The sequence below is a fragment of the Natrinema salaciae genome, assembly GCF_900110865.1.
GTDB classification, from domain to species: Archaea; Halobacteriota; Halobacteria; order Halobacteriales; family Natrialbaceae; genus Natrinema; species Natrinema salaciae.
Genome location: NZ_FOFD01000003.1, coordinates 201,864 through 214,365, shown reverse-complemented (window position 1 = coordinate 214,365; position 12,502 = coordinate 201,864). Strand labels below are relative to the sequence as shown.

Annotated in this window: 15 protein-coding genes and 1 pseudogene; 10 read left to right on the top strand and 6 right to left on the bottom strand. The window is 65.1% G+C overall.

Going from position 1 to position 12,502, the window contains the following annotated elements:
* Positions 1–24 precede the first annotated feature (24 nt).
* From BMX07_RS10450 to BMX07_RS10435, 4 genes are all read left to right on the top strand, one after another.
* The gene (locus tag BMX07_RS10450) at positions 25–1,170 is read left to right on the top strand and encodes a carbohydrate ABC transporter permease (protein WP_090617525.1); all 1,146 of its coding nucleotides are present in this window, start codon (positions 25–27) and stop codon (positions 1,168–1,170) included.
* Positions 1,167–2,075: a carbohydrate ABC transporter permease gene (locus tag BMX07_RS10445; protein WP_090617524.1), complete on the top strand. Its 909-nt coding sequence runs from the start codon at positions 1,167–1,169 to the stop codon at positions 2,073–2,075. Before BMX07_RS10450 ends, BMX07_RS10445 begins: the two co-directional genes overlap by 4 nt.
* A gap of 19 nt (positions 2,076–2,094) precedes the next feature.
* The gene (locus BMX07_RS10440; protein WP_090617522.1) at positions 2,095–3,243 is read left to right on the top strand and encodes an ABC transporter ATP-binding protein; all 1,149 of its coding nucleotides are present in this window, start codon (positions 2,095–2,097) and stop codon (positions 3,241–3,243) included.
* A 70-nt stretch (positions 3,244–3,313) separates the two neighbouring features.
* Complete coding sequence (locus BMX07_RS10435) at positions 3,314–4,372, top strand: A24 family peptidase (protein WP_090618412.1); 1,059 nt, start codon at positions 3,314–3,316, stop codon at positions 4,370–4,372.
* Positions 4,373–4,382: 10 nt separating this feature from the next.
* On the opposite strand, the gene BMX07_RS10430 is transcribed toward BMX07_RS10435, so the two are convergent.
* From BMX07_RS10430 to BMX07_RS10420, 3 genes are all read right to left on the bottom strand, one after another.
* Positions 4,383–4,610 (bottom strand): hypothetical protein, encoded by a 228-nt coding sequence (locus BMX07_RS10430; RefSeq protein WP_090617519.1) that lies wholly within the window; start codon positions 4,608–4,610, stop codon positions 4,383–4,385.
* A gap of 70 nt (positions 4,611–4,680) precedes the next feature.
* Entirely contained in the window at positions 4,681–5,100 is a 420-nt protein-coding gene (locus tag BMX07_RS10425; RefSeq protein WP_090617517.1) for an HIT family protein, read from the bottom strand.
* 42 nt (positions 5,101–5,142) lie between these two features.
* A complete protein-coding gene (locus BMX07_RS10420; RefSeq protein WP_090617516.1) occupies positions 5,143–5,361 on the bottom strand; it encodes a HalOD1 output domain-containing protein in 219 nt (72 codons plus the stop codon).
* Between the two features lie 592 nt (positions 5,362–5,953).
* Between BMX07_RS10420 and BMX07_RS10415 the strand changes: the two genes are divergently transcribed.
* A complete protein-coding gene (locus BMX07_RS10415) occupies positions 5,954–6,247 on the top strand; it encodes a hypothetical protein (RefSeq protein WP_090617514.1) in 294 nt (97 codons plus the stop codon).
* Positions 6,248–6,483: 236 nt separating this feature from the next.
* Here BMX07_RS10415 and BMX07_RS24395 read toward each other — a convergent pair whose 3' ends face one another.
* On the bottom strand, positions 6,484–6,636 hold the full coding sequence (locus BMX07_RS24395) for a hypothetical protein (RefSeq protein WP_175480118.1): 153 nt from the start codon (positions 6,634–6,636) through the stop codon (positions 6,484–6,486).
* A 220-nt stretch (positions 6,637–6,856) separates the two neighbouring features.
* On the opposite strand from BMX07_RS24395, the gene BMX07_RS10410 reads away from it, so the two are divergent.
* The 4 genes from BMX07_RS10410 (at position 6,857) to BMX07_RS10395 (ending at position 11,242) form a co-directional block, all read left to right on the top strand.
* Positions 6,857–7,843, top strand: a complete 987-nt coding sequence (locus BMX07_RS10410) for a hypothetical protein (RefSeq protein ID WP_090617512.1) — start codon at positions 6,857–6,859, stop codon at positions 7,841–7,843.
* Positions 7,831–8,511, top strand: a complete 681-nt coding sequence (locus tag BMX07_RS10405) for an NTP transferase domain-containing protein (RefSeq protein ID WP_090617511.1) — start codon at positions 7,831–7,833, stop codon at positions 8,509–8,511. The genes BMX07_RS10410 and BMX07_RS10405 overlap by 13 nt, the downstream gene beginning before the upstream one ends.
* A gap of 172 nt (positions 8,512–8,683) precedes the next feature.
* Positions 8,684–9,385, top strand: coding sequence for a glycerophosphodiester phosphodiesterase (locus BMX07_RS10400; protein WP_090617509.1), 702 nt, complete (start codon positions 8,684–8,686; stop codon positions 9,383–9,385).
* A 291-nt stretch (positions 9,386–9,676) separates the two neighbouring features.
* Positions 9,677–11,242 (top strand): oligosaccharide flippase family protein, encoded by a 1,566-nt coding sequence (locus BMX07_RS10395; RefSeq protein ID WP_090617507.1) that lies wholly within the window; start codon positions 9,677–9,679, stop codon positions 11,240–11,242.
* On the opposite strand, the gene BMX07_RS24390 is transcribed toward BMX07_RS10395, so the two are convergent.
* Positions 11,229–11,396, bottom strand: coding sequence for a hypothetical protein (locus tag BMX07_RS24390; protein ID WP_175480117.1), 168 nt, complete (start codon positions 11,394–11,396; stop codon positions 11,229–11,231). The two genes, BMX07_RS10395 and BMX07_RS24390, sit on opposite strands and share 14 nt — an antisense overlap.
* Positions 11,397–11,521: 125 nt before the next feature.
* Positions 11,522–12,250 carry a uracil-DNA glycosylase gene (locus BMX07_RS10390; RefSeq protein ID WP_090617505.1) on the bottom strand — a complete coding sequence of 243 codons (729 nt, stop codon included), beginning with the start codon at positions 12,248–12,250 and terminating at the stop codon, positions 11,522–11,524.
* 28 nt (positions 12,251–12,278) lie between these two features.
* Here BMX07_RS10390 and BMX07_RS25635 point away from each other — a divergent pair.
* Positions 12,279–12,401: pseudogene (locus BMX07_RS25635) on the top strand (RNA-guided endonuclease TnpB family protein); the annotation flags it as partial.
* Positions 12,402–12,502: the final 101 nt, after the last annotated feature.

Below are 12,502 nucleotides of genomic sequence, written 5' to 3'. Positions count from 1 at the left end.
TCACCGACACGGTGTTTCGAACAGATGATCGCGCAACTCCTGCGCTCCCTCCGACAGTCGTCCGATTCGGGCGCGGATTCGTCCGATCGGCGTCGCGCTGACGGCGGTGAGCGGTCCGATAGACCGCGACCCTCGTCGGAGCTTCGCGCCGACGGCGGCGAGCCGAGCCGTCCGAGGCGACCCTCGTCGGAGCTTCGCTCCGACGGCGGCGTCGACGCCGCGGAGTCCGGTCTCGGTCGATCGGACGAGACCGATCCCGGACGGTCGGGATCGACGCTCGACGCCCTCCGTCGGAGCGAGTTCGTGCGGTCGCTCCCGTTTTGGCTCCCCGGATTTCTCCTCGTCGGCGCGTTCGTCTACGGCGCGATCGGGTGGAACTTCCTGATATCGCTGACCGACTGGTCCGGGCTAGGCGACCCGAACTACTCGAACATCTCGTTCGACACGTACGTCCAACTCCTGGGGGACCCCACGTTCCGCAACGCGACGTGGAACACGTTCGTGTTGATGGTGGCCTTTACCGTCATCGCGCTAGCCGTCGGGCTCTTCCTGGCGATCCTGATGGACCGGGAGATCCGCTTCGGCAACGGCTTTCGGACGATTTACCTGCTGCCGATGAGCCTCTCGTTCGTCGTTACCGCCATCTTCTGGAAGTGGATGTACAACGCCAACGACGGCGTCATCAACGTGGTACTCAAGACGATCAGCTTCGGTGCGATCGCTCCCAACTGGCTCGGCGACCCCCGGTTCAAGCTCTGGGCGGTCATCATCGCACTCATCTGGCAGTTCAGCGGCTACTGCATGATCGTCTACCTCGCGGCGCTGCGTGCCATTCCGGACGATCACTACGAGGCGGCCCGCGTCGACGGCGCGACCACCGTTCGGCTCTACTGGCGCGTGATCATCCCGCAACTCCGCGCGGCGACGATGGGCGCGACGGTCGTGCTCATGGTCTTCGCGCTGAAAGCGTTCGACTTCATCTACGTGATCTACGGCGGCAGTCAGCCGGGCCCTTCGGCCGACATCCTCGGCATCATGATGTACCGCGAGGCGTTCGCCGGAAAGCCCGAGTGGGCGTACGGTTCCGCGGTTGCGATGGTGCTGTTCGTCCTGGCGCTCGCCGTGATCGCCCCCTACGCGTTCGCACAGTACCGACGAGGTGACCTATGAGCAACGCACAATCACGACCGGCGGAAACGACGGAATCGCGGTTCGAACGGCTGAACTACCGGCGTGTCGGCCTCTACGCGGTGCTAGCTGCGATCGCCGTCCTCTTCCTCGTCCCGCTGATCAGCGGACTGATGACGTCGATCAAGGGCGGGAACACGTTCGCGACGACCCTTCCCTTCGTCCCGCCGTCGCCCGACGCGGCGACGCTCGAGCCGTGGTCGACTGCGCTCTCGCGGCTCGGCCCCGCGATGGTAAACAGCGCCGCGGTCGCCATCCCGGCGACGATCATCTCGGCGCTGCTCGGGAGCATGACGGCGTTCGGCCTCACGAAGATGGAGTGGCGCGGCCAGCTCGCCGTCGTCACGCTGCTGCTCGCCGCCATCTTCATCCCGTACCAGGCGGTTCTCGTCCCGCTGCGACAGGGGTGGTCGCTGGTCGGCCTCGAGCACACGCTCGTCCTGATTCCGATCGTCGGCGAGACGCTGGCGGACCGAACCGGTATCTTCGAGCTGATCATCACCCACGGCGCCTACGGGATTCCGATCTGTACGATCCTCTTCCGATCGTACTACCAGAACCTCAACGACGAGATCCTCGAGGCGGCACGGCTGGACGGCGCACCGGAGCGACGGGTCTACCGTCGCATCGTCTTGCCGCTGTCCATCCCGATGTTCGCGGTGACGCTGATCTATCAGTTCACCCAGATCTGGAACGACTTCCTGATCGCGCTCGTCATCCTGAACTCGCCGGAGAACTTCGTGGTGACGATGGAGCTGAACGCGCTCGCCGGCTCGATGCAGAGTATGTACAACGTCCAGATGGCCGGCGCGTTCATCGCGGCGCTGCCGACGCTGTTGGTCTACATCGCGTTCGGAGAACAGTTCGCGAAAGGTGCAACCGTATGAGCTACGAGAGATACGACAGATGACAGAAGTGACGATCGACGGCGTGACGAAGACGTTTCAGGATAGCAACGGCGAAATCGTCGCCGTCGACGACGTAACGATCGACATCGAGGACGGGGAGTTTCTCGTCCTCGTTGGTCCCTCGGGCTGTGGGAAGTCGACGACCCTGCGGATGGTCGCCGGCCTCGAGACGGTCACCGAGGGCTCGATCCGACTCGACGGCCAATCGATCGAACACCGCGAGCCCAAAGACCGCAACGTGGCGATGGTGTTCCAGTCCTACGCGCTGTACCCGCACATGACCGTGCGGGAGAACATGCGCTTCGGACTCGAGGAATCGACCGATCTCCCCGACGACGAGATGAACAGCCGCGTCGAGGAGACGGCGACGATGATGGGTATCGGCGACCTGCTCGAGCGGAAACCGAGCGATCTCTCCGGCGGCCAGCAACAGCGGGTCGCGCTCGGGCGGGCGATCGTCCGCGATCCGGAGGTCTTCCTGATGGACGAACCGCTGTCGAACCTGGACGCCAAACTGCGCTCGCAGATGCGCACCGAACTCCAGCGGATCCAGCAGGAACTCGGCGTGACGACGATCTACGTCACCCACGACCAGACCGAGGCGATGACGATGTCGGATCGCATCGCCGTCCTCAACGAGGGGCGGCTGATGCAGGTCGGGACGCCGCTGGAGTGTTACCACCGGCCGGCGAACCGCTTCGTCGCCGACTTCATCGGCGACCCCTCGATGAACTTCCTCGACGTCGGGCGGCGAGACGGCGACGTGCTCGCGACTGCGGACGAGGGGTTTCAGTACCCCCTCTCGTCCGACGTCGCGGCCGATCTCGGCGACGCGACCGACCTCGTCCTCGGGATCCGTCCCGAAGACGTCGAAGTCGGAGACGCGTCGGCGACCGGGGATCACACGATGTCGGCGACGATCGACGTCGTCGAGCCGATGGGCGACGACAACGTCGTCTATCTGGATCTCGCCGACGCCGACGTCTCGCTCATCGCGACCGTCGACGGGATGCGCCGACTCGAGAGCGGTAACGCGGTCACGGTCGACCTCCCCGAGGATGCGATCCACGTCTTCGACCGGCGCACCGGCGACGCGTTGCACAACCGCCGCCTCGAGGACGCCGAAGCCGACCACCCGGTACAGTAACCCTCGAGTCGCCGACCCAATTTCTCGTCGAGCCGAAAACGTAACGCCCCTTCGCCCGAGAGTGACGGGCGTGACAGTTGCCGGCGTCTCGGCGACGGGTCCGGACCTGCTTCGACTCGTCGCCGTCCCCGTCTTCGCCTGGACCGCCTACCGGGATATCGAGACCCGCCGGGTCTCGAGTACCGTCTGGATCCCGCTGTCCCTGCTGGGGACCGTGCTGCTGGTCTGGGACGGCTGGCTCTCGTGGAGCGCCGGCGGAACCGCGTGGTCCTACGAGTTCCTGATCCCGACGACGATCAGCCTCGGGCTGGTCGTCCCCATCGCCTACCTGTTCTGGTGGTTCGGCGGCTTCGGCGGGGCCGACGCGAAGGCACTGCTCGTATTGGCCGTGCTCTTTCCGACGGTTCCGGAGTACGCGCTGGGGTCAGTGGCGCTCCCGCTTGCGGAGACGAGTTCGCTCGCAGAACCGACCACTATCAGGCCGTTCTCGTTTACGATTTTGACCAACGCCGTCCTCGTCGGGATCGCGCTCCCGCTCGCCCTCGCCGTCCGCAACGCCGCCGCGGGTCGGATCGCGCCGGTCATGTTCGTCGGTTGGCCCGTCTCCTGGGAGCGAATTCCGACGAGTCACGGCCGCCTGCTCGAGACGCCGTCGGGGCGCTCCCGCGGCGGGCTCGACCTCGACGCCTTGCGGATGTACCTCCGCTGGCGCGGACTCTCGCTGGCCGAGTTGCGCGCCGATCCGAAGCGGTACCGCGATCCGGCGACGCTGCCCGCCGAGCCGAACCCGCCGACCGACGGCGCGGTGACCGCTGACGTGGCGGTGCGCGGTGACGGCGGTGCGCTCGAGTCAGCTCCCGCCGACGCGGCCGACGCGGCTGACGCGGCCGAGCCGGAGTCGGCGACGGGGGCGACGGTCGACGATCCGTGGGGTGCGGACGCGTTTCTGGACGACATCGACGGCTCGGCCTACGGCACGACGCCCGACACGCTGCGCGAGGGTCTCGAGGTGCTCGCCGAGAAGGAGACGGTCTGGATCTCGCCGGGAACGCCGTTCCTCGTGCCGGTGTTCGTCGGACTGGTGATCGCGCTGCTCTACGGGGATCTCCTGTTGGGGACGCTGTTGTAACGACCGCGCGTCAGCGCGTTCGCTCGTACAGCGGCACGACGACCGTCCAGAAGAGCACGAACGCGACGCCGACGCCGATCAACCCCAGCCACGGGTCGCCCCGTCCGGTCGGAACGCCGCTCGAGAGGAGGACGAACGTCCCGGCGAACAGCAGCCCGCAGACGAGGACGCTGCCGAGTTCGATGGCCGCGGCGACGGGGTAGGTGCGCAACTGCGCGACGAGACCGGCGAGAGCCATACGCGAGCCTCGCGCGCGGGTCGTAAAAACGTCACGGCGGCCCGGTCGGCTGGTCCGGCCTGTCGGCCGGTCAGGCTCGAGACTCGATGTCGTCGGCGATGTCGTCGAGCTCGTCGTCCGCGAGGTCGGGGCGGTCGCCCGCGATGGCGTGGATGGGACCGCCGCCGTCGTCCTCGAAGCGCGGGACGATGTGGCAGTGGACGTGCGGGACCTCCTGGCCTGCGGCCTCGCCGTTGTTGAACGCGACGGTGGTCGCGTCGGCGTCGACCGCCGCCTCGACGGCGGGGACCAGGCGGTGGACGGTCGCGTAGAGGTCCTCGGCGACGTCCTCGGGAACGTCGTTCAGCCGCTCGTGCTCGTCTCTCGGGATCACCAGCGTGTGGCCGGGTGCCAGCGGGTTGGCGTCGAGGAAGGCGACCGTCGTCTCGTCCTCGTACACGATTCGCGCGGGGATCTCTCCCTCGACGATCTGGCTGAAGATCGTACTCATGCTCGAGTGTGTGTCGGCTCGTGGTAAGAAAGTTACCCGACCTTACCGCGTCCCGTCGATCACCTCCACCTCGTGGGGGGTGGGTCCGATCACGATGCGGTAGCCGTCGTACTCGAAGCACACGGTGACGTCTCCGTCCGACTCGAGCAGCGAGGCGAGTGCTTCGGGATCGACGGTGTCGTACAGCGGCGGGAGCGCCGTCGGGCTGCGACCTTCGAGCGCCGCGACGCGCTCGAGTACCGCGGCGATGGTCGGGTGCATCACGAGTCGTCGTTCGGTCGGCGTTCGATGCTCGGTGCAGCGAACGCCAACGCAGCGTTCGGGCACGGACCCGCGCCAGCAGCCGGCTCCGTGCGGTCGTCGGTACCACAGTCGCTGTGTCTGGTGAGTTTCGTATGCATATCTCACTACGCGTCCCCGACGTAGCCGAGAGCACCCTCGCTCGGAACCCACGAGTCCATGATACTGGATTGGCGGGACGTCGGCACATCTTTATTTCGCCAACGTCAAGCATGAGTTGCTCCCGCTACGCGGGGGTTGTGGGAGCCGGAGTGCTAGCTTGGTCGCGTGGACTCCGGCTCTGCGCACTTTCGTGCGCGTTTCTTCGGTACTCAACCGATTGTAAAAAGAGTTAGGATACTGATCTGTTCGGCGGTTCCTCGCGTCACTGCACGCATCGACTCGACCGCCCGCCGACCGTCCGTAACGACGGACAGTTCGACGGCGCACTGCCGTCCGGATCGGGTTCTAAAAATTATATGGTGTATGGTGTTGATATACCTATACTGGATATGGGATACTGTAATGAGGAAATCAGCAGTTATTTAGATATTTGCGAATACGTAGCCGCGCAATGCTTCCCAGTCAAACCCCTCCATTTGACGCCAACGTCCCTGAAGACGTCCTCCTCGGGTTCATACTGATATTCGTCGCCATCTTCGGTGGTATGCGCGTATTCACGCGGATTAGTCGGTTTCGTCGCGAATCTCGGAGCGAGACGGTCGGTCCGCACGTCGTGGAACCTCATCAAATGTGGTATGGAACCACTCCACACACAGTCTACCGCTGCAAGTTCTGTGGGAAAGAACGCGAACTGAAAACGTACTTTCACTCTGAGGATTGCGAGGAGTTCGACGCCGTCGAGTGACGGTTCGACACTCCTGACTGAACCGGGTGGGTGTGTCGCTTGTGAGTCTCTGCCCGCTCGTCGTCCCGCGATCGCAACCGTCCTACCGCGTCCGTGTGCGGCCTTGAGGTCGACCGACCCCACCGGAAGTCATCGAACCCAGCCACGGTCCGCTCCGGAGTTTTGGGGCCGAAAGAATGCTCCTCCGTCGTATCGCATCGACCGGACATCGGCCCGTGCCGATATCCGCGGTATCGTCACGCACACAGCGTGTCGAGTCGCTCGCCGATCGCCTCGAGTTCGGTCGGCAGGTGCGTCCGGTAGGTCGTGCGTTCCTCGGCGGTGGGTTCGCGGCTGGCCGGGGATACCCGCTCGCGGCGTCGCCGTCCGCTCGCGGGGACGCAGTTCACCGCGCTCGTGTACCGGCCGATTGCCGGCGGGGGCTGCGGTCGCGGCGCGCCGTGCGATCCGACTGACTCGACGGCCCCGTCCGAACGGCACTGTAAACGTTAACCTCCTACTCGACATAGGTGCGCGTATCGTTTGGCCCGGCCGGAATCCGTAGTCAGTTGCTCTGTTTCGTCGACGAGATGAAATCGCCGGTCGGCGCGCTCGTCGGTGGTTCACAGCATGGTCGAGGTACTGTACGCGATCGAGCGACCGTTCATGCGCAAGACGTTCGAAGCGATCGACCGTCACGTGGACGTTACGTCGGCGTTCGTCCCGGTTCGAACGGACGCACGGGGCTGTAGCAACCGCATCGACGAACTCGAGGTGGCCGACCCCGATGCGGTCGACGACAACGTTCGAGCGATCGACCCGTCCGTCGTCGTCTACAACCACCGGTTCGGCATCGATCGGTTCACGTTCTACGAGGAGTACCCGCTCGTGCACGTGCGACACGGCGCGTCGATCGGTCGGGGAGAGCTCTCCGTGACGACGGCGACGATCCTCGAGCACGTCGCCACCGCGCTCGCGCCGGGCGAGAGGTGGGCGAAAGCGTACCGGGCCGCCGCACCGTCGACCGTGCGGATCGCCGTCGTCGGCATCCCGGAGGCCGACGCGCTGGTCGGTGCGCCGCCGCCCCGAGCGCGCCGGGTGCTGTACGCCCCGACCAACTATCTGGTGGGCCGGGGCGCGTACGCGAACACCGCCCGGGCGGTCGTCGAGTGCTTCGCCGACACGACCTACGAACTGCTCTTTCGCCCCCACCCGACCGACAGACGCGAGGAGCCGGGCCGCTCGGTTACTCGAGCGTGTCGGGACCGGATCGCCGAGTTACCGAACGTCGTCTTCGACGCGACCGCGACGCCAACCGAGAGCATGCGTCGATCCGACGTGCTCGTCTCGGATTACTCCGGCTCGATCGCCGAGTGGCTCCACACCGGCCGGCCGCTAATCCAGTTGACGGACATCGACGCACCGGACCGCGACGTGCCGCGGATCGGCGTCACGACGGACGCGATCGACCTGGACCTCGTCGACGACCTGTACCGAAACGGCGAACCCACGGCCGTGCAACGCCGCCGCGCGTCGTGGCTCGCGTCCCTCGGCATCCCGATGGACGGACGGGCCGGCGAGCGTGCGGCCGAGGAGGTGACCCGATGCGCGGCGTGATCCTCGCGGCGGGTCGCGGCCGACGGATGGGGCGCTATACCGACGACGTCCCGAAAGCCTTCCTCGAGTTCGACGGCCGAACGCTGTACGACCGACAGCGCGCGCTGCTCGAATCCCACGTGGACGGAACGAGCGTCGTGCTGGGCTACCGCCACGAGACCGTCCTCGACAGGTACGAGCCCGAGGACCCGATCGTCCTCGAGGGCTGGGACCGCTACGAGAACGCCGCGTCGCTACTGCTGGCGCTCAGACGGGTCGACGACGACGTGCTGATCCTGAACGGCGACGTGCTCGTCGACGAGCGCGACCTCGGACGGCTCGCGGGGACGTTCGACGACCTCGACGCTCGTCTCAACCTCGTCGGCTGCATTCCGGGACTTCAGGACGCGGAGACGGCGATTCGCTGGGACGAGTCGGGGCGCGTGACGGCCTACGGGCTCATCGACGGCCATCGACACGCCGGATGCGGGATCGTGAGCCGGACCCACCGGGCGGCGGCGATTCGAACCCTCCGAGAGCGGCTGGACGACTGGTACCCCTGCGTCTACCCCCGGACGCCGACCCGACCGGTGTCGATCCCGGCCGACCGGCACATCGAGATCAACCGACCGATCGACCTCGAGCGGGCTCGAGCGTGGCTCGCGTCCGATCGGGTTCGGTGTGCGTGATCGCCGAACGAGGGCCGCGTCGGACGCTCGTTCCGCGAGTTTGCCGTCGAGCCGGTCGTCGACACTGGTTGGCCGACGCGGGAGTCAGTTCTCGGGGACATTCGGGGATATCGACCGTATCAGGCCGCGAAACCAGAATATTGATATCCGTCGACTGGTGCGGTCCCGGTAGATGGAGATTATCGGCCATCGCGGCTGTGCAGCGCAGTTCCCGGAGAACACCCTCCTCGCCGTCCGCGAGGCCGCCCGCCGGCTGCCCGCCGTCGAGGTCGACGTGCGGCGGTGCGAATCGGGCGAACTGGTCGTGTTCCACGACGAAACCCTCGAGCGCGTCACCGACGCGGCCGGCCCGGTCGCGGAGACGCCGTGGGCCGCCCTCCGCGAACTGGACGTACTCGAGTCGGGCGAATCGATCCCGCGCCTCGAGTCGGTGTTGCGAGCCGTGCCGAACGAGACGACCGTACAGGTCGAACTCAAAGAGACCGGCGTCGCCGCGGACGCGATGCAACTCGCGATGGCGGCCGGTGCCGACGTCCGCATCACGTCGTTCCTCCCGGAGGCGGTCGCGGAAGTCGAAGCCAGTTGTCTGGACGTTCCGAACGGCCTCCTCTTCGGGGAGGAGCCGGACGGCAACCTCTCGCGAGCCGTCGATCTCGACTGCACGCACGTGTTCCCCCACTTCGACCTCTGCGTCGACACCGACATCGTCTCCGCCGCCCGCGACCGCGGGCTCGACGTCATCGCCTGGAAGGCGGCGCGAACCGTCGACGACGTGCGCGCCCTCCACGAGGCCGGCGTCGACGGCGTCACTGCGGATCGCTGGGACGTCGCGCCGCCGTCGATCGAGGGGATTGCGGAGCCACAGCAGCCGTAGCGACGCGCCGGTTGGACCGGTCGTACGACGGCCGACGGCTCGGGTCGATCGATGGCGCGCTGATTATCGACAAAGCCGTGGCAACCTAGTTACACCCGTTCGCTAGTACCTGAAAGCGTTCTACTCTACCCCTAATGGTCAATTTATATAATCGAAACCAATAGGGTAATAAGTCGGTTGTTTGTACCGACGTTTGGTACAGGTGCTCGAGATCGTTCCCGAAATACCTGTGGTCACGGTCTCTGGACCGATTCTTTCGAATGAAGACAATACTACCGCGATGGTTTGATCATGGATCGTAGTATTGTAAGCGGTATACTTTCGGTCTCGGCGAGCAAGTTCATCGCGCTCGTCGTGGGACTTCTATCGAAACCGCTTCTCGCTCGATTGCTCGGCCCAGAGCAGTTCGGCGAGTACGCGACGGTGATGGCCGTTCAGGGCATCTTCATGATCTTCGTGAGCGCTGGAATCTCCGATGGCGTTCGGAAATACGTCGCCGAAGATCGACACGAAGACGGGTGGAAAGCGACCGTCATCGGGTTCTATCTCCGGACTGCAACGGTTCTCGCTATCGGCGGGGCGATCGTTCTTGCGGGCGTGACCTACAGTGGCTTCTTTGCAACCGTGTTCGAACCCCGGTTTTCGAGTTACTTCTACCTCCTCGTCGTGCTCGTGATCACGGCACAGTACTGGGAGTTCGCACGCAAGTCTCTGATGGGACTCGGCCTCGAGCGGTATTCCGAACCACTGAAGATCCTCTATACGATCTCCTTTCCGCTCGTTGCGTTGCCACTCATTGCGACTGGGTCCGGTGTAATCGGCGCTATCATCGGCCAGATCGTCGCAACGGCGCTCGCTGCGGTCGGTGGTCTCCTCCTCCTTCACTGGCGCGACTCTCTCCGGAACGTCTTCCATCAGCCACCAGATACCTTCCCTCGGATGGAGATGGTGACGTTCAACTCGCTGTCGATCGCCCTCATTTTCCTCCTGATGTCGCTGTACCACATCGACATTCTCATGCTACAGGGATGGATCGGGGGCGATCAGGTCGGCTACTACAAAGCCGCACTGGAGTTCGCGGAGTTCCTCTGGTTCGCTCCCCTCGTCCTCCAGACGGTCTTCGTTCATTCGACGTCGGAACTCTGGTCACAGGGGGAGACGGAGCGGATATCACAGCTCGCTGCGAGGGCAACGAGATATACGTTCTTGCTCACTGCAGTGATGAGTATCGGGATCGCCGCGCTCGCCGCGGACGTCATCCCGGTCTACTGGAGCTACGGGATGGAACCCGTCGGTCCGTTGCTACTGTTGCTTCCCGGTTCGCTCGGCTTCGCACTCGCTCGCCCGATACTCGCGATCAGTCAAGGAAAAGGCGAGTTGCGGTATCCAATCGCGGCTACCGGTGTTGCTGCGGTCATCAATCTTGTCCTCAACCTGCTATTGATCCCTCGATACGGGATGCACGGGGCCGCAGTCGCGACGAGTAGTGGATACGCATCGATGACGGTTTTCCACGTCTGGAGTGCGCGGAAGATCGGATTCGATCCGCTTGCCGATGCACGCATCGGCCGTATCACCCTTGCATCACTCATCGCGGCAGTTCCAATCTTCGCCCTCGAATCGGCGATCTCTTCCGTGATCGCCGTCCCATATGTCGGCGCACTTCCGGTTTCGATCCTGATCGTCCCGCCGCTCGGACTTGGACTCTTCCTCCTCGCCGCGATTGGCGTCGGCGCGCTCGGCGTATTCGAGCTGCTCGAGATCCTCACCGAGTTCCCCGATCCGATCGGCTCACTGTCGAATACGATCTGCAGGCGGCTCCGCCGAACCGAGGCCGAGAGCACTACTCTCGAGTAGTACCGACCGTGAGCAGCGGTCGAACCGATCCATCCGAAACGGCGTTCAGAAGTCCGACCCACACTGCCCGAGTCGCGTCGTCGTAGTGGTCCCGCCACGTCGCCTCCTCGAGGGCTGCGTCGCCCTCCTCGTCGGAGCGTACTCGGCCCCGCACTCTGGAACACCGTCGGCACTGGCGGGTGCATCACCGGGGTGGGATATTCGACCGCTGATCACTGGTGTTCCGTCCCCGTTAGTACGAAATGGGACGTTGTATTCTCGCTCCCCGTTTTGCCCCTCTTATCTACCGGCTCTGCGTCCCCGGAGTCGGTCCAGCGTCTCGCCGACCGCCTCGAGGTACTCGGCCGGCTCGTACCCCAGCCGGCCGATCCAGACGTCCTGATACGAGGGGTGGAGGATCGGCACGAGCCACACGTCGAGTCGCTCACAGCGCACGGGTTCGAGCACGCTGTCGAGAAAGCCGTCGAGTTCGCGATCCTCGGCCGCGAGCACGGTCTTCGTCGCGTGTTTCCCCGTCGCCAGGACGACCGCGGGATCGATCTCCTCGAGTTCGGTCAGCAGGTGCGTTCGACAGGTCGCGCGTTCCTCGGCCGTGGGCTCGCGGTTGCTCGTCGGGTCGTCGGCGCTCGCGGGAAAACACTTCACGGCGTTCGTGTAGTACGCGTCGTCGCCGCGGCCGATCTCCTCGAGCATGCGCCGGATCCGCCGGCCGGAGTGACGGGAGGTGTAGGCCTTGCCGGTCCAGTTGCCGCCCCGCCAGCGGTCGGCGTCGGGGTCGCCGTACCCGGGCGCTTCGCCGACGACGACGATGCTCGCGTCTTCGGGACCGGTTCCCCAGGAGATGCGCTCGCGGGTCTCGGCCAGCGCGGGACAGCGGGCGCAGTCGGGCTCGAGGACGTTGCGGCTGGTCGGATACGAAGGTGCTTCGGCGGTCGCCGAATCGGATTCGGCGTCGGGGTTGGTATCGATATCGGTATCGGTGTCGGTATCGGGGTCGGACGCGGGCACGATCCGAGATACGTCCCCAGCGGTTTAGTCCAAAGGCACGCCTGTGGAGACTGCTACCTCTGCGGACACTCGTTCTGTGTCTGCAAGTCGCGTCGTAGAAACAGGAAGCTCCGTCCTCAAGGAACGAGTCGCGTTAGCGGCGAGTGAGTAGGGCGGAGTAGTTCACCCCGGTCGATTCGGCGCGCTCGCGACCGTGTGATCTAGTTGCACTCGAGGGGACAGGTTTACCTTCGACGGGTGGGTACGGACGAA